The organism is Leucobacter sp. HNU (assembly GCF_047946755.1).
Lineage (GTDB): Bacteria > Actinomycetota > Actinomycetes > Actinomycetales > Microbacteriaceae > Leucobacter.
Map to the genome: position 1 here is coordinate 2568336 of NZ_CP178837.1, position 16341 is coordinate 2584676.

A 16341-nucleotide genomic window follows, 5' to 3' on the forward strand; every position below is an offset into this window, starting at 1 on the left:
GCCTTCCGCTCCCTCCTCGGCGTCGGAACCGCGCCGTAGAATGAAGCTCCACGGCGAACGGGAGAGCGGAAATGAGCGAGTCCGAGACGACAGGCGACTACCGGGTGCAGCGCAGCGACGCCGAGTGGCGCGAGCGGCTCTCCCCGAGGAGTACGCGATCCTACGGCAGGCCGCGACCGAGCGCGCCGGTACCGGCGAACTGCTCGACGAGCACCGGGACGGGCTCTACCGCTGCCGGGCCTGCGGCAACGAGCTGTTCGTCGCGGGCACCAAGTTCGACTCGGGGTGCGGCTGGCCGAGCTTCTACGAGAGCGTCCGCCCCGAGGCCGTCGAACTGCTCGAGGACCACAGCCTCGGCATGGTTCGCACCGAGGTGCGCTGCGCCGCCTGCGGCTCGCACCTGGGCCACGTCTTCCCCGACGGCTTCGGCACGCCGACCGGCGACCGCTACTGCATGAACAGCCTCGCCCTCGACTTCGAGGCCGGTGCCGAACCGCAGTCCTAGCCCTCAACTCGCTTCGCGCGCCCGGTGCCGCCGCCCGACGCCGCGATCGCGACGGCGATCAGCGACACCGCAGCGCCCGCGATCAGTCCGGGGGTGACGCCGTTCGCGAGCGGCAGCCCGGCTTCGAGCGCCACCGACGCGATCAGCTGCCCGGCCACGTTGGACATGCTCAGCAGCAGCACGCCCGCGGTGCGCACGAGTACCGCGGCGACCGCGATGAACAGCGTGCCGATGAGGCCCCCGATGTAGAACCACGGTTCGCTCGGCCAGTGCGTCGGCCAGCCGCGCACCGCGATCGAGATCGCCGCCGCGATGCCGAGCATCGCAGTACCGGTGACGAAGTTGATGAAGGTCGCCGTGATGGCGCTGCGCGCGGCGGAGCGCACGAGCCCGTTGACCGCCGACTGCCAGGCCATGCCGAGGCCCGCGACGATCGGGACGAGCACGAGCCAGACGGGGGATCCCGGCCGGAGGTCGGCCCACACGGTGAAGGCGACGGCGACGACGGCGAGCACGGTGCCGATGACGCGCGCCGCGGTCGGGTCGACGCGGCCGCCGGGGCCGAGCCCGATCCGATCCATCACGAGCCCGCCGCTGACCTGGCCCGCGACGATGCCCACGGTGAACAGCGCGAGGCCGAGCGCAGGCGCGACGAGCCCCTGGCTGAGCACGAAGAATCCGCCGCAGGTACCGCCCAGCAGCCCCCACACGGGCAGCTCCCCCGCGCGCACCGTCCGGGTGACCTGCGCGAGACCGCGACGGGCGGACGGCGTGCAGAGCAGCACCGCGCCGATGATCAGGAGGCCCGAGCCGAAGGAGACGAGCGCAGCCAGGAAGCCGTTGTCGATCTCACGGCTGAGGCCGCCGTTGACGCGCGATTGCACCGCCACCAGCATGCCGGCGAGGCCAGAGCCGAGGAGGGCCGCCCACACGGGGAATCGCGAGTTCGTCTGGGTCACCCGCCCACTCTAGTCCTCGCCGCGCCGGGCGCTCGGCGCAAGCGCGTGTGCGAGCGCATACACGCACATGATCTCCATCGAGTGGCGGCAAGCCGCTGGAATGGCGGGAGATTCGAGCGCTTTGCCGCCACTCGCAGCACATCGCACGCGGCGCACGGAAGGCACTGGCGCACCGGAATCCCTAGCGCCGCGTTCTGCCCCAGGTTTGCCCCGGGGTAAAGAAGACGGGGGTGTCGTGAAACTGGGAGTTTGGCTTGACCGGGAGTTTCTTGGAGCCGCCTGTCGGACTCGAACCGACCACCTGCGCTTTACAAGGGCGCTGCTCTACCAGATGAGCTAAGGCGGCATCCGGCCGCTGCGGGCCGGTGGAGGGGCACCGCGCGGGTGCCCCTCCGAGCCTATCGGCTACTGCTTGGCGCTGTCGGCCGCGTTGGCCTCGAGCTCGGCCTTCAGCTTGAGGATGTAGGGCTCGAGTTCGCCGTCGCGCTGCGGCACCCACTGCTTGCCGTTGATGATGACGGTCGGGGTGCTCTTGAGGCGCTGCGGATCGCCGGCCTTCTGCAGCTCGCCGGTCTGCGGGTTGGCGACGAGCTGGGCGCCCTTGGCGAGGCCCAGGATCTGGTTCTCCAGCACCTGCTTGGTGTTCTGGTCGATGAACTTCTTGAACGTGCCGTCCTGGACGCAGTTCTTCAGGGTGTCGTCGACCTTCACACCGGCCTTCTTGGCGACCTTGAGGAGCTGGTCATCGGTCAGGCCGGGGGTGCCTTCCTGCGGCTGCTCCTCCTTGCTGAGGAGGAGGTTGTGCAGCTTGAACGCGACGTCGGGCTGCTCCTGCACGACGCAGCTGAACAGGTTCGCCGCTCGCGTGGAGTACTTGGTGCCCTGCGACGCATTGTCGAGGAAGTTCAGCGGGTAGATGCGCAGCGTGATGTCGCCCGACCCGACGTAGTTCTCGAGCATCGTGCCGTAGGTCTGCTCGAACGCGCCGCAGGCGGGGCACATGTAGTCGGCGTAGACGGTGACGTCGACGGGCGACTTGCTCCAGTCGACCTCGGGCGCCCTGCGCTCGGCGCCGGCCTTCAGCGCGGGGGTCTCCTTGACCTTGAGGTCCTTGACGAAGGTGACGCCGCCGGAGGCCATGTTCTTCGGGCCGGGGCCCGCGGGCGCATTCGCGGTCGTGATGACGAGCCCGATGATCGCGAGGATCGCGACGACGCCGACGACGATGCCGCCCTGCAGGAAGAGCCGATTGCGCTTCTCGCGCTTCTTCTCCGCTTCGCGGGCCTGGCGGGCCTGCTCACGGGCCGCCTGTCGGCGTTCGTTCTTGGTCGGGCGCGATCTCGCGTCGTCTGCCATTACCGTCTCCAGGTTTCAGCCGGCGTTCCGGGATGGTCGCCGATCGTGGATCTCGTGTCTACTTCTTCTTCGCGCGGCGCTGGGCGCGGTTCACGGGCGCCGAGCCGTTGACCGGCTGGCCGAAGGCGCCGCGCTGCTGCGGAGCGTCGTCTTCGTCGGCGCCAGCACCGTGCACCTCGGTCTCACCGCTCTCGCTGGGGGCGGAGTAGCTGAGCTTCGACTCGTCGGTCGCCTGGGGCGTCTCGAGTCCGCCGCCTTCGAGGTGGACGTGGTCCTGGGGCCTTCGGCCGGACGGACCTGCACCTCGAGGTTGTAGAGGAGGCCGAGGGACTCCTCTTTGATCTGCCCCATGGTGCTCTGGAAGAGGGTGTAGCCCTCGCGCTGGTACTCGACGAGCGGGTCCCGCTGCGCCATGGCGCGGAGACCGATGCCCTCCTTGAGGTACTCCATCTCGTAGAGGTGGTCGCGCCAGCGGCGGTCGACGGTCGAAAGCACGACGCGGCGCTCGAGCTCGCGCATCGCCTCCTCGCCGAGGGCCTCCTCGCGCTTCTCGTAGGCGACCTCGGCGTCCGAGAGGATCTCCCGGCGCAGGAAGGCGCGGTCGACCCGGCGTCCGCCGGTCTCCGCCTGCACCTCGTCGACGGTGATGCCGATCGGGTAGATCTGCTTGAGGTCGCTCCAGAGCGCGTCGAGGTTCCAGTCGTCGCCGGTGCCGTGCGAGTCGAGGATCGCGTCGATGACCTGCTCGCGGAACACGTCGATGCGCGCCTCGATGTCTTCGCCGTCGAGGATCTGCGCGCGGTCGTGGTAGATCGCCTTGCGCTGGCGGTCGAGGACGTCGTCGTACTTGAGGACGTTCTTGCGGATCTCGGAGTTGCGCTGCTCGACCTGGCTCTGCGCGCTCTGGATGGCGCGGGTGACGACCTTCGACTCGATCGCGAGGTCGTCGGGGAAGCTGGAGCGGTTCATGAGCGCCGCCGCGGCGCCCGAGTTGAACAGGCGCATCAGATCGTCGGTGAGCGACAGGTAGAAGCGGCTCTCGCCGGGGTCGCCCTGTCGACCGGAACGACCGCGCAGCTGGTTGTCGATGCGGCGCGATTCGTGGCGCTCGGTGCCGAGCACGTAGAGCCCGCCGGCCTCGGTGACCTTCTCGGCCTCGGCGGAGACGGCTTCCTTCACGGCGGCGAACACCTCGGGCCACGCCGCCTCGTAGGCGTCGGGGTCCTCCTCGGTGGAGAAGCCGCGCGCCGTCATCTCCTGCACGGCCAGGAACTCGGCGTTGCCGCCGAGCATGATGTCGGTGCCTCGACCGGCCATGTTGGTGGCGACGGTGACGGCGCCGAGACGGCCGGCCTGGGCGATGATCGCGGCCTCGCGACCGTGGTTCTTCGCGTTCAGCACCTCGTGCCGGACACCGGCCTTGGCGAGCAGGCGCGAGAGGTACTCGCTCTTCTCGACGCTCGTGGTGCCGACGAGGACGGGCTGCCCCTTCTCGTGGCGTTCGGCGATGTCCTCGACGACCTGCGCGAACTTCGCCTCCTCGTTCTTGTAGACGAGGTCGGGCTGGTCCTTGCGGAGCAGCGGCTTGTTGGTCGGGATGGGGACCACGCCGAGCTGGTAGGTCGAGTAGAACTCGCCCGCCTCGGTCTCGGCGGTACCGGTCATGCCCGAGAGCTTCTCGTAGAGGCGGAAGTAGTTCTGCAGGGTCACGGTCGCGAGCATCTGGTTCTCGGCCTTGACCTGCACCCCTCTTTCGCCTCGATGGCCTGGTGCATGCCCTCGTTGTACCGGCGACCGGCGAGGATGCGGCCGGTGTGCTCGTCGACGATGAGGACCTCGCCGTTCAGCACGACGTAGTCCTTGTCGCGCGTGAAGAGGGCGTTGGCCTTGATCGCGTTGTTCAGGAACGAGATGAGGGGGTGTTCACCGACTCGTACAGGTTGGTGATGCCGAGGTAGTCCTCGACCTTCTCGATGCCCGGCTCGAGCACGCCGACGGTGCGCTTCTTCTCGTCGACCTCGTAGTCGACCTCGGGCTTCAGGCGCTTGGCGAGGCGGGCGAACTCGGCGAACCAGCGGTTCGCCTCCCCGAGGCCGGACCGGAGATGATGAGCGGGGTGCGCGCCTCGTCGATGAGGATCGAGTCGACCTCGTCGATGATCGCGAAGAAGTGGCCTCGCTGCACGCGCTCCTCGGCCGTGGAGGCCATGTTGTCGCGCAGGTAGTCGAAGCCGAACTCGTTGTTGGTGCCGTAGGTGATGTCCGCGTCGTACTGCTTGCGGCGCTCGGTCGGATCCTGGCCCGCGACGATGCAGCCGGTGGTCATGCCGAGGGCGCGGAACACGCGGCCCATGAGATCGCTCTGGTAGGTCGCCAGGTAGTCGTTGACGGTGACGATGTGCACGCCCTTGCCCGCGAGCGCGTTGAGATACGCGGGCATGGTGGCCACGAGCGTCTTGCCCTCACCGGTCTTCATCTCGGAGATGTTGCCGAGGTGGAGGTTGGCGCCGCCCATGATCTGCACGGGGAACGGGTTGAGGCCGATGGTGCGCTTCGCGGCCTCGCGGACCGCGGCGAACGCCTCGGGCAGCAGGTCGTCGAGCGTCTCGCCCTTCTCGAGCCGGGCGCGGAACTCCTCGGTCTCGCCGCGCAGCTCCTCGTCGGTGAGCGCCGCGAACGACTCCTCGAGCCCGGCCACCGTCTTCGCGATGCGCTCGAGCTTCTTCAGGGTGCGGCCCTCGCCTACGCGAAGGATCCGGTCAAGGACAGTCGCCACGTGTTGTCTCCTGTGGGGGTGTGGCCCGGTCGCCCGTGCCGCTTCCGTTGCCGAATTGTGACAACTCCCTCAGCTTAGCAAGGGCGCTGAGAGGTCGCCTGCGGGTTCCTGTGAAGACGGGGCGGGGCGGCCGACCCGAGAGTCGACCGCCCCGCCCCGTCCCCGACGAGCGTCAATCGCCGTCGTCCACCAGGTGGATCACGCCGTAGTTCCAGCCCTTGCGCCGGTAGACCACGCTGGGCTTCTGCGAGCCGTGCTCGATGAAGAGGAAGAAGTCGTGTCCCACCAGCTCCATCTGATCGACGGCGTCCTCGATGCTGAGGTGCTCGGCGGGGAACTCCTTCGAGCGGATGACCACGGGCGAGTAGGCCTCTTCGCCGGCGTTGCCGTCGCCGACGACGGGGACCGCGCCGGTCGCCACCGCTTCGATGACCTCGAGCGGCGCGGGGGTGAGATCGACCGACTGGAAGTCGTTCGCCGCGGCTTCGCCGAGCGAGACGCGGCCGCTGCCGCGGTGGACCTTGCGGCGGTCCTTCACGCGGCGGATGCGCTCGAGCACCCGGCCGTAGGCGATGTCGAAGGCGGAGTACTTGTCCGCTGCGGCCGACTCCGCTCGAATGATCGGACCGGGACCGTGAATCGTCACCTCGACGCGATCCCCGTGCTGCGGACTTCGGTCGCTGAGCCGCGATACCCGCACTTCGAAAGACCTCGCCTTCGGAAGCAGACCGGCCACCTTCTCCGTCTTCGCGCCCACATAGGATTCGAACCGGTCGGTGATGCCGACGTTGCGTCCGTGGATGTTCACGTCCATGGTGACCTCCGTTTAGGGATCAGGCGGGTGGCCTTCTGCCTGGCGCACCGTTACGCCTTTCAGGCACCCTACCGCTTTCGCGGGCACCGCTGCCACCCGGTTCAGGGTTCTCTTCGACAACGCAGATCGAAACCGCGGAAACCGCTCGGGCACCCGCCCGCTCGAGCGCCTCTGCGGCCGCGGAGAGCGTCGCACCGGTGGTGCAGACGTCGTCCACCAGCACCACCGCGCGGCCCCGGACGCGCCCGGCGAGGGAACGCCGCACCGTGATCCGCTCCGCATTGCCCCGCCGGGCGGCGCGGTCGAGTCCGACCTGGCTCCGCCGCCCGCGGGTGGTGCGCAGCGCTCGCAGCGCGAGCCCGGCGCCCGCGGGAAGCGGGCGGTGCCGGAGCGCGGCGTGCACGACGGGTTCGAGGTGCCGAAACCCGCGTTCCCGCACCCGGGCGGGGCGCGAGGGCACGGCCACGACGAGCGGAGGCGCCGGGGCCGCCGCGATCGCCGTGCGGAGCGCCGGGCCGAGCCGCGCGCCGAGGGGCTTCGCGAGCCCGGATCTTCCCGCGTGCTTGTAGGCGACGAGGACGGCACGCAGGGCACCGCCGTAGGGTCCGGCCGCGTACAGCACGAGTCCGGCGCGATCCGACGGGAGCCTGCGGATCCGCGGTTCCGCGCGGACGACGGCCGGCCCGCTGATCTCGGCCAGGCAGGGGGCGCAGCACACCCGGTCGGGAGCACCGCACGCGACGCAGCTGCTCGGCCAGAGCAGCGCGAGCAGGTCGAGGCGGAGCGCGGTCCATCGCGCAGTGACGGGGTCTTCGGGGGTCATGCGCCGAGGATGGCGCGTGCGGAGCCGCCGTGTCCGGAAGCCCACGGACCCCTGGCAGGATCCGAGCGGAACGCGCGCGAATGCGTGCTGTGGAGACCGGGTCTCCGGTCCGGCGTCAGCCGACCTTCGCGAGCACCTGCACGTCCTCGAACTGCGGCTGCCACCCGATCCCCTGGCCGGCGAAGAGCCGCCCGTCCGCGTTGAGTACGCGCAGGAACGCCTTGCTGCCGCCGCCGCTCAGGCGGGTCGCGCCGGCGACCGATCCGGATTCGGCGGAGAACTGCCGCGGCGCGCCGATCGTCACCTTCCCCGCCTCGCCCACCCGGGTGAGCACCGCGAAGTGCTGCGCGTCGCTCCAGTCCACGTCGAGGGGTGCGCCGCTGGTCCACAGCTGCTCGGGACCCTGCGCGGTGACCGCGGTCGGGCGCCCGTGCGCATCGCGCACGATCCCGCTCACCCGGACCGTGCTGCCATCGCCGTCGGCCAGGAGCATCGCGAGCCGCACCCCGTCCGGCGAGACCCGGATCCCGACCGGCCGCAGGCCCGCGGCCCAGGGGACGGCCAGGGTGATCGGATCCTCGCCGGGTTTCACCGCGATGATCGATCCGCCCACGCCCTTCGCGCTGCTCCAGACGTAGCCGAACCGGTCGATCGACGGGTCGAGCGGCTGGGCGCCGGCCGTCGGGATATCGATCTCCTGCGAGCCGTCCGTCCAGGTGAGCGTTCCCCCGGACCGGACCACCGCGGAGCTGCGATCGACCGCGACGGTGACGCCGTCGGGACGCAGCTCGGCGATGCGCCGTCCGAGCTTCGGCAGCGCCTCGACCTTGCCCGCGAGCAGGCTGCCGAAGACCCCGTGGGACAGCACGAGCGTGTTGCGCGGGTCCGCCGTGGGGGTGCCCCCGTCCCCCAGCCCACCGCGGAGCTCTCGATCAGCGAGCCGTTGATCGAGAGCTCGAAGCGGTTCACCCCTGGACCGACTGCAGGCTCGCGGCGAGCTGGCGGAAGACGAGCTGGCGGGTGGAGTGATCCGCGGATGCGGCCTGGCCGGTCAGATCGATCTTCGCCGTGCCGTCGAGCACGGTGACCGAGTTCGCCACGAGTCCGGTGCCCTCGGGGAACGCCGTGCGCATCGCCCCGCGCATCTCCTCCGCGGGACCGTCGAGCAGCGCCTTGACCACCTGGGTTGCCATACCCGGCCCGTTCAGGAACCACCGGGTCTCGGTGATGAGCCGGTCGTCGGGAGAGAGGAAGGCGACGTCGTGCGGCGCCCACACCGACCGGAACACTCCGCGCTCGAGGATCACGCCCGCCGGCGCGGAGGAGATGCGCCACTGCCCGTCGACCTTCGTGAGCTCGAACCGCACGTCGCTCGTCGCCCCCGGCCGGGCCGGCGTCAGCACGCCGCGCTCGTCCACGGTCGCGCTGCCCGGCAGCGAGAGCACGCCGATGTCTCCGTCCTCCGAGCGGTAGGGCCGTGCGCCCTCGTAGACGAACGCCCCGGTCGAGGGATCCCACTGGCTGGAGTACTCGGGCGTGAGGAACTCGCGCGCCACCCGGTAGTCGTCCTGACTCGATGCGGCCGCGTTCACGAAGCCGATGACGACGTCCTTCTGGCTCGCGCCCTTCGCGGGCCCCGGCGGTGAGTAGGACACCAGCTGGTCGCCCTTCGTCAGGTCCGACAGCCCGACGTTGACGGGTCCCGACTGCGGGATCGCGTTGCACGCCGCGAGCAGCAGCGCGCCGGCCGCGATCACCGCGACGCCGAACACGCGCCCGATGCCCCGGATCCGCTCGGTCATCGCCCCTCCTTCTTCACCCGACGCTTCGGTCTGCGCAGCCAGCCCCCGTGACCTGCGGGTCGCCCGCATCGGGCACCACGTCGTCGGGCACGAGCGGGATCGGGGACACGAAACTCGCCGTCCCCTCTCGCCGCGGCAGGGTGAGCCGGAAGTTCGAGCCCTCGCCCGGCCGCGACCACGCCTCCAGCAGCCCGCCGTGCACCGCGGCGTCCTCGCGGGCGATCGCCAGCCCGAGTCCGGTCCCGCCGAGGGTGCGCTTGCGCGAGGGGTCCGCGCGCCAGAAGCGGTCGAACGCGTGGGCCACGTCCTCCGCGTTCATGCCGATGCCCCAGTCCCGCACGGAGATCGCGACCGCCGCGGCGTTGGAATCGATCGTCACCACGATCGCCTTCCGCTCACCGTGCTCGATCGCGTTGCCCACGAGGTTCGACACGATCCGCCTGATGCGTCGCGGATCCACCTCGATCGGGCTGTAGCCCCCGATCGCCCGGACCTCGATGAGCCCGTGCGAGAGGGACTGCAGTCCGTCGACGACCTCGCGGGTGAGCGACACGAGGTTGGTCGGCTCGGTCTCGATGGTGATCCGGCCCGCGTCGTAGCGCGAGATCTCGAGCAGGTCGCCGAGCAGCTGCTCGAAGCGCTCCACCTGGTTGCCCAGCACTTCGAGCGCGCGCTGCTGCGATCCCGTGAGCTCGGGGCCGTCGGGAGCCGCGGTCGGCGCCTGCAGCACCTCGCTCGCGAGCCGGATCGTCGTGAGCGGGGTGCGGAGCTCGTGCGAGACGTCGGAGACGAAGCGCTGCTGCATCTCGGACACCTGGTCCAACTCGTCGATGCGGGCCTGCAGCGTGTCGGCCATGTCGTTGAAGTTCGCCGACAGCTCGTCGAAGTGCTCGTCGTTCTGCAGCGGCATGCGCGCCCGGCTCTCGCCCGCGGCGAGACGGCGGCTCGCGTCGGCGGCCGCCCGGATGGGACGGAAGACGATCCGGGCGATGATCCAGACGAGCGCGCCGATGAGCAGCATCAGGATCAGCGCCGTGAGCGCGAGCGTGCGCTGGATGAACCCGAGCGTGCGCTGCGTGTCGGCGAGGCTGTACCCGATGAAGAGATCGTAGGTGCCCGTGCCCGACGGGAACGTCAGCGTCGACGCGACCACGATCCCGGGCACCGGATCGCCGTTCGCCGAGTGCAGCGTGACCGCCTGCCAGTACTGCAGCTGCTTGCGGGACATGACCGCGTCCGAGAGCTCCGCGGTGATCGCGTTGACGAGGTCGGGCGAGGTGTTGCTGTCGAGCGGGGCATCGGCCAGGGGCGGCTGGTGGGGCTGGCGCCGGACGTAGATCATCTGGCTCGAGGTCGTGTCCCCCACCGTGGCGCGCACGGAGTTGGCGAGCGACGAGAGCGCGCTGCGGTCGGCCGCGTCGGAGCCGTCGAGCTGGCTCTGCGCGGCGAGCGTGGCGCGCGCGGCGTCCTGCAGCACCTGATCGCGTCGCGACGAGTAGAGGTCGTCGCCGATGCTCGTGAGGATGTAGGTGCCCGAGATCAGGATCATGACCCCCGTGATGAGACCCGTGTAGGTCATGGTGCGCAGGCGGAGCGATCGGCGCCAGCGGGCACGGAACGGTCCGAGCACCGGCTGGCTCGCCCGGATCCAGCGGATGCGCGCGCGCCGCAGCCACCGACCGAGCGCTGTGCGTCCCCCGCCATGTCGACCCGCTAGGCGTCGGAGAGGCCGGCGCGGTACCCCACGCCGCGCACGGTCGTGACGATCGCCGGGCGATCGGGATCCTGCTCGATCTTGGCGCGCAGTCGCTGCACGTGCACGTTGACCAGGCGCGTGTCCGCCTTGTACTGGTAGCCCCACACCTTCTCGAGCAGCACCTCGCGGGTGAACACCTGCTGCGGCTTGCGGGCCAGGATGACGAGCAGGTCGAACTCGAGCGGCGTCAGCGGGATCACGACCTCGCCGCGGCGCACCTCGTGCGCGGCGACGTCGATGTCGAGGTCGCCGATGCGCAGGCGCTCGTTCGCCTCCTGCTGCGGCTCGCGCAGGCGCGCGCGGATGCGAGCGATGAGCTCGGCGGGGTTGAAGGGCTTGACGACGTAGTCGTCGGCACCGGCCTCGAGGCCGCGCACCACGTCGGTGGTGTCGGTGCGGGCGGTGAGCATGATGATGGGAACGCCGGACTCCGCCCGGATCCGCGAGCAGACCTCGATGCCGTCGATGCCCGGCAGCATGACGTCGAGGAGCACGAGGTCGGGCCGCGAGACGCGGAAGGCTTCGAGCGCCTCGGCCCCGTCGGCCGAGTGATCGGTGAGGAATCCCTCGCCCTCGAGCACCATGCCGAGCATCTCGGCCAGCGACCTGTCGTCGTCAACCACCAGAATCCGCGCGCTCATGCACCCATTATGTCTGGTCGGCGATGCGGTTTCGCCGATATGTCCGACGAAACCCGGTCCCGCGTCCGGGAACCGGGTCGCCCGGGGTGGCACTCCCGCCGGACCGATCAGAAATGGTCGAAGCGGCCGGGCAGCAGATCCCTCGGGTCCTGGCCCAGATACTCGCACACGGCGAGGTAGACGCAGCGCCCCACGAACAGCGCGCGATGCTCCTCGTCATCGACGTGCAGGCCCCGCGCGCGCTGGATCGGCATGCGGAACAGCACGATGGATCGGGCCCGGCGGTCGATCGCGTAGAACTGGGGGTGCGCGCTCTCGCCCAGGCCGTTTGGCGCGGTGGCGTACGCGAACCGCACCCCGCGCAGCTCCTCCGGGAACGCGGCCTGCAGCACCTCGAGGGCGGCCCGCGCATCGATCTCGAAGCGCACGACCCGCGCGTCCGGATCGGGCAGCGAGGGCCCGGTCAGCGACGAACGGATGGGGCGGCGGCCGTGGCGGTGCCGGCCCGCGGCCGACCCCTGCACCGGGACCGGCTTTGCAGGCCGCTCCCGGCCGGATCGTGAGCGCCCGAACATGCCGCCAGTCTAGGACACCGTTCCGAGGCTCCGCGCCTACGCTGGGAACGATGAGTAGCGAAGCTCCCCGCGAAGAGACCACCGACTCGAACGCCGAAGGCGGCGATCGGGCCCGAACCCCCGGCCCCGGTGACCGGCTCTGCGCGCGCGTCGCGTGCGGAGCGCCGGCGGTCGCGACGCTGACGGCAGACTACGACGGCTGCGAGATGGCCGTCGGGCCGCTCAGCCCGGAGCGCACCCCGCCCGCGCTCGACCTCTGCGCGAAGCACCGGGATCGGCTCCGCCCGCCCGCGGGCTGGACGCTCGTTCGCCACGACCCCGGACGGGAGCCGCAGAGCCTCAGTTCGTGAAGACGGTGATGGTCCGCGCCCGCACTTCGGCGGGCAGGATCGGGTAGCCCGCGATCCCGGCGCCCTTCACCACGCGGACACCGGCGGACACCGGTCGATCGCTGACCAGCTGCGCGTTCTTCGGCGCCGGCGCGATCACCGAAGCCCCGGCCGGCACGATCACGGTCGAGGTCGCCGCGGCACCGACCGGGCCGAGCGACACCGTCGCCGCGGAGTCTCCGTCGTTCGCGACGACGAGCTGCCCGTCGGCGACCACCGGGACGGCGACGGCAGTACCGGCGGCGATCTCGGGGGCGGGAGCGAACCAGCCGCCGTCGGAGAACCCGCCCGACGAGACCGTGCCGAGCACACCGCCGACCACGGGCACATCCGCGGTGACGACGACCGCGGTCGCGTCCGCCGGCCACTTCGCGACCTTCAGCTGTGCGAGGGCACCGGCCTTGAGCTGGATCCTGCCGAGCTCGATCGCGCCGCCCTTGGGGCGGAGCGCGCGCACCGTCGCGGTTCCGCCGTCGCGTCCCGGGGCGAGTACGCGCACGACCATGCCGGAGGAGTCCCCCGCGCTGCCGCCGTCGCCGTCGCCGTGCATGTCTTCTCCCGAGACGTTGGTCGGGCCGGGGATCACGAGCCGGGTGCTCGGTGCGAGCTGACGGGTCTCGACGTCGGCGACCTTCGGCGAGAGCTGCTCCGTCTGCGAGAGACCGAGAGCCGCGGTGACCGAGGCCCCGGTGCTCTCCACCCGCACCGCGATCCCGTCCCGGCCCGGCGCGAAGCCGTTGAGCGCCACCGTGCGCTCGGCTCCGGCGGGCACCAGCACGCCGACCGTCTGCGACGAGGCGACCTCGCCGGCGGCATCGAACAGGCTGAACTTGACGGTGGCGGGGACCGCGTTCGGGTTGCCGACGGTGACCGTCGAGCTCGAGCCGAGCGCGGTCGAGCCTCCGACGAGCCACTGCTCGTTCGCCGGCTCGACGCACGCGGTCGCGGTGAGCCCGCGCAGCGTGGCGGTGCCGAGCGTCTGGGTCTGGGCCGCCCCCAGGGGGCTCGTTCCCGAGGCGCGCAGCACGAGCGGGGCCGTGCCGCCGGGGACGTCCCGCTTCAGCTCGGTCCTCTCGTCCGGAGCGCCGGCCTGGGTCACGGCCGCGGTTCCGGTCGGGACGGCGGCGTCGGGGGTCTGCGGATTCGCGCCGAGCTCGGCGAACGAGCCCGCGCACACGATCGATCGCACGGCGTCCGCCTGCGTGCTCGCGGTGACGGAGATCGGTTCGTTCCGCACGGTCGGCAGGGCCGCGGAGGTGACGAGCACGGTTCCGGCCGCCGCTGCGCCGAGCACGACCAGGCCGGTCGCCGCACGGAGTCCGCCGCGCAGGGCTCGCTGGGCGTTGTTCATCGCTTCTGCTCCTCCGGTCCGTCTTCGCGTCCCGTGTCCGGTTCCGTCTCGGGGGCGACCGTGTGCGAGTCGCCCGCGTCGTCCGCGACCTCCGCCGAGGCCGATTCGGGTCGGGGTCCGTGCGCCGGCTCGGGCTCGGACTCCGGTTCCGCGACCGGCTCGGCTTCGGACGGGAGCTCCGTCGAGGACGCGGGTTCCGGCTCGGGAACCGGTGCCGGCTCGACCGGCGCCCGGGGACCGGGAGACGGCTCGGCGACGGGCCCGGGCTGCGCGTCGGCCCGGGGTTCGCCCGCATCGGGCGCCGCGGTGAGGCTCGGTCCGGCAGCGCGTTCGTCTCCGCGGCGGCGCTTCGGCTTCTTCCGGCGCTCCGGGCGATCGACCACTTCGCCGGTCGGCAGGGCGAGCAGCAGCATCGCGAGCAGGACGATCGCCTGCGCCCACCAGATGGTGGTCGCGCTCAGCGAGGTCCCGGTGAGCCTGCCGTCGGAGTGGGAGCCGCCGGTGTCCGCGGCGGCCTGACCCTCGACGCGCCAGAGCAGCCCGTGCGCGGTCTGGCCGGCGCTCGAGAGCGTGGTCTGCTGGTCGAACGCCGACTGCAGCAGCCCGCGCTCGCCGTCGTCCCCGCCCGCGGCGAGCAGCACGAAGCCGATGCGCTCCTTCGCGAAATCGCCGCGCAGGTCGGGACCGCCGGTGCTGGCGAGTCCCCCGACGAGGTGCCCGACGACGCGGTCCTCCTCGCTCGGGTTCGGCGAGCGCTCCGCGGTACGGATCTGGTCGAGCCGCACCCCGGTCCCGGTGACGAGCTCGGCCCGGACCTCCTGGGGTCCGGTCGCCGTGAGCACGAGCGTGCGGATCTCGGGGTCGGCGGCACCCGCGGCCTGCACGATGGCCGGCATCTGCGCGTCGGCCGAGCGGAGTCCGGTCTGGTCGGTCACGAGGCGGACGGCGAGCGGGGCGACCGCGAGCACCGCGGCGACGAGCGCGACGGCGACGAGGGGACCGGCAGCGCGCCGCAGCACGCTGCATCCGACCGCCGCGAGCCCCAGCACCGAGAGCCAGTAGAGCGCGATCCCCGATCCGGTCCAGAGCGCGACGCTCTCGGGCCCCTCGAGCAGCAGCTGCAGCTGCGCCGCGCCGACGGCGGTGAGGAACCCGAGGCCCCCGGCCAGCGCGAGCAGCAGCGTCACCGCGATCCGTCCGGTGAGCAGCCCCAGGATCGCGAGCAGCGCGATCGGGGCGAGCAGCACGCCGACGAGCAGGGTCGCCGGTGCGCCGCCGAGCCCCATCGCGTCGAAGACTCCCGACCAGCCCTCCAGGCCGAAGGCGGGGAATCCCAGCATGAGATGCCAGGTGTTGCCCGGCTGGTAGGCGGGGGTGATCCCCGGATCGAGCAGCAGATCGATCGGGCGACCGGCGGCGAAGGCCGTGATCGTCTTGGGCGCGAAGAGCACGATCGGCGCGATCGCGGTCGAGAGGACCCGGGCGATCCCGCGGAGCGACGTGCAGAGCCCGACGATCAGCAGCAGCACGGCGGCGGGGATCAGCACGGGAGCACAGGCGAGGACCACGGCCGCCAGCAGCGATGCGGTACCGGCCCAGCTCCACGATTCCCGGCAGCGGGATGCCGCGAGCAGCAGCCAGGGCAGGGCCACCGCGAGGATCAGGGTCGGGAGGCGACCGGAGGAGAGCGAGCCGAGCAGCACGGGGCTGAGCGCCCAGCCGAGGCCGAGGAGCACGCGTCCGGCGCGGGATTCGGTGAGCTGAGCGCCCCAGATCCACCCGCCCAGCGCCGAGAGCGGGATCGCGGCGATGAACATGAGCACGACGATGTGCGAGGGGTTCCAGAAGGTCAGGCTGCCCAGCACGGCGAGGACCCACGCGAAGGGGTCGGCCGGTACGCCCCCGTGCATGAAGGTGTTCCGCCAGAGCTCGCCGATGGGGCTCAGGGGAGCGAGCGCGCCGCCGACCAGGCTGGTCCGGCTGAGCGCCCACCAGCAGAGCGCGACGGCCGCGACGACCGACACGATGAGCACGGTGAGCCCGCCGCTCGAGATGAAGTGCAGCTCACGGCGCTGGCGTCCCTGGGAGGCGAGGATCGCCTCGCGGTCGATCATGCGCGCGGTCCGCACCGCCTTCGGATCGACCCGGAGTGGCCGCACGGCGGCCCACCCGGCGCTGCTCGCCGCGCGGATCCTGCGTCGCGAGGACAGGATCGCACCCGGACGGAAGAACACGGTGAAGGCCGCGGCGAACTCGCCGAGCATCTGGCCGGGCTGCTCGCGGATGAGCGCCCAGAACACCCGCGCGATGCCGAGCAGCGGCAGGCCGAGCCACATGAGGAACGCGAGGAATCCGGGCGCGTAGGCGATCCGCCGGTGCAGGTGCGCCGTGCGCGCCTGCCGGTGCGCCGTCCGCATGACCGAGCGGCGACGGTCGATCCGGGGGCCGGCGACGCCGCTCTGCGCGAACCGGATCCGCGACTCGGGCGACACCACGACCCGGTAGCCCGCGAGGCGGGCGCGCACGCTGAAGTCGAGGCCGTCGTCGAAGACCGGCAGCGCCGGGTCGAACCCCCGAGCTCGGCCCACGCGTCGC

At 71.5% G+C, this 16341-nt stretch carries 12 protein-coding genes, 1 tRNA gene and 2 pseudogenes; 2 read left to right on the forward strand and 13 right to left on the reverse strand.

The features are described 5' to 3' along the window. The first annotated feature begins 71 nt into the window (after nt 1–71). A pseudogene (gene msrB / locus AB3K78_RS12615) lies at nt 72–505 on the forward strand (peptide-methionine (R)-S-oxide reductase MsrB). Here the strand turns inward: msrB and AB3K78_RS12620 are convergent. The 11 genes and pseudogenes from AB3K78_RS12620 to AB3K78_RS12670 form a co-directional block, all read right to left on the reverse strand. Next, complete coding sequence (locus AB3K78_RS12620; protein WP_416443757.1) at nt 502–1464, reverse strand: DMT family transporter; 963 nt, start codon at nt 1462–1464, stop codon at nt 502–504. The pseudogene msrB and the gene AB3K78_RS12620 sit on opposite strands and share 4 nt — an antisense overlap. 270 nt (nt 1465–1734) lie before the next feature. Beyond that, nucleotides 1735–1810, reverse strand: a tRNA-Thr gene (locus AB3K78_RS12625). Between the two features lie 59 nt (nt 1811–1869). Continuing rightward, the gene (locus tag AB3K78_RS12630) at nt 1870–2820 is read right to left on the reverse strand and encodes a DsbA family protein (protein WP_416443759.1); all 951 of its coding nucleotides are present in this window, start codon (nt 2818–2820) and stop codon (nt 1870–1872) included. A gap of 90 nt (nt 2821–2910) precedes the next feature. Further along, a pseudogene (secA, locus tag AB3K78_RS12635) lies at nt 2911–5595 on the reverse strand (preprotein translocase subunit SecA). A 172-nt stretch (nt 5596–5767) separates the two neighbouring features. Next, nucleotides 5768–6409: a ribosome hibernation-promoting factor, HPF/YfiA family gene (gene hpf / locus AB3K78_RS12640; protein WP_416443761.1), complete on the reverse strand. Its 642-nt coding sequence runs from the start codon at nt 6407–6409 to the stop codon at nt 5768–5770. Nucleotides 6410–6428: 19 nt separating this feature from the next. Continuing rightward, entirely contained in the window at nt 6429–7232 is an 804-nt protein-coding gene (locus AB3K78_RS12645; RefSeq protein ID WP_416443763.1) for a ComF family protein, read from the reverse strand. A gap of 115 nt (nt 7233–7347) precedes the next feature. Next, on the reverse strand, nt 7348–8100 hold the full coding sequence (locus AB3K78_RS12650; protein WP_416443765.1) for an LpqB family beta-propeller domain-containing protein: 753 nt from the start codon (nt 8098–8100) through the stop codon (nt 7348–7350). A gap of 97 nt (nt 8101–8197) precedes the next feature. Continuing rightward, nucleotides 8198–9034 carry a GerMN domain-containing protein gene (locus AB3K78_RS12655; protein ID WP_416443768.1) on the reverse strand — a complete coding sequence of 279 codons (837 nt, stop codon included), beginning with the start codon at nt 9032–9034 and terminating at the stop codon, nt 8198–8200. 13 nt (nt 9035–9047) lie between these two features. Further along, nucleotides 9048–10613, reverse strand: a complete 1566-nt coding sequence (gene mtrB, locus AB3K78_RS12660; RefSeq protein ID WP_416443770.1) for an MtrAB system histidine kinase MtrB — start codon at nt 10611–10613, stop codon at nt 9048–9050. A gap of 134 nt (nt 10614–10747) precedes the next feature. After that, complete coding sequence (gene mtrA, locus AB3K78_RS12665; protein ID WP_416443772.1) at nt 10748–11431, reverse strand: MtrAB system response regulator MtrA; 684 nt, start codon at nt 11429–11431, stop codon at nt 10748–10750. A 107-nt stretch (nt 11432–11538) separates the two neighbouring features. Further along, entirely contained in the window at nt 11539–12006 is a 468-nt protein-coding gene (locus AB3K78_RS12670) for a hypothetical protein (RefSeq protein ID WP_416443774.1), read from the reverse strand. A 50-nt stretch (nt 12007–12056) separates the two neighbouring features. On the opposite strand from AB3K78_RS12670, the gene AB3K78_RS12675 reads away from it, so the two are divergent. Further along, the gene (locus tag AB3K78_RS12675) at nt 12057–12356 is read left to right on the forward strand and encodes a DUF3499 family protein (protein ID WP_416443776.1); all 300 of its coding nucleotides are present in this window, start codon (nt 12057–12059) and stop codon (nt 12354–12356) included. Here the strand turns inward: AB3K78_RS12675 and AB3K78_RS12680 are convergent. Both AB3K78_RS12680 and AB3K78_RS12685 read right to left on the reverse strand, forming a co-directional pair. Next, a complete protein-coding gene (locus AB3K78_RS12680) occupies nt 12346–13746 on the reverse strand; it encodes a DUF5719 family protein (protein WP_416443778.1) in 1401 nt (466 codons plus the stop codon). The two genes, AB3K78_RS12675 and AB3K78_RS12680, sit on opposite strands and share 11 nt — an antisense overlap. Beyond that, nucleotides 13743–16334, reverse strand: a complete 2592-nt coding sequence (locus AB3K78_RS12685; RefSeq protein ID WP_416447389.1) for a glycosyl transferase — start codon at nt 16332–16334, stop codon at nt 13743–13745. Before AB3K78_RS12685 ends, AB3K78_RS12680 begins: the two co-directional genes overlap by 4 nt. Nucleotides 16335–16341: the final 7 nt, after the last annotated feature.

Coding starts and splice junctions, on each gene's coding strand:
- AB3K78_RS12680 (WP_416443778.1), bottom strand. CDS start 13,746: ATGAACAACGCCCAGCGAGCCCTGCGCGGCGGACTCCGTGCGGCGACC.
- AB3K78_RS12645 (WP_416443763.1), bottom strand. CDS start 7,232: ATGACCCCCGAAGACCCCGTCACTGCGCGATGGACCGCGCTCCGCCTC.
- hpf (WP_416443761.1), bottom strand. CDS start 6,409: ATGGACGTGAACATCCACGGACGCAACGTCGGCATCACCGACCGGTTC.
- mtrB (WP_416443770.1), bottom strand. CDS start 10,613: ATGACCTACACGGGTCTCATCACGGGGGTCATGATCCTGATCTCGGGC.
- AB3K78_RS12630 (WP_416443759.1), bottom strand. CDS start 2,820: ATGGCAGACGACGCGAGATCGCGCCCGACCAAGAACGAACGCCGACAG.
- AB3K78_RS12670 (WP_416443774.1), bottom strand. CDS start 12,006: ATGTTCGGGCGCTCACGATCCGGCCGGGAGCGGCCTGCAAAGCCGGTC.
- AB3K78_RS12675 (WP_416443776.1), top strand. CDS start 12,057: ATGAGTAGCGAAGCTCCCCGCGAAGAGACCACCGACTCGAACGCCGAA.
- mtrA (WP_416443772.1), bottom strand. CDS start 11,431: ATGAGCGCGCGGATTCTGGTGGTTGACGACGACAGGTCGCTGGCCGAG.
- AB3K78_RS12655 (WP_416443768.1), bottom strand. CDS start 9,034: ATGACCGAGCGGATCCGGGGCATCGGGCGCGTGTTCGGCGTCGCGGTG.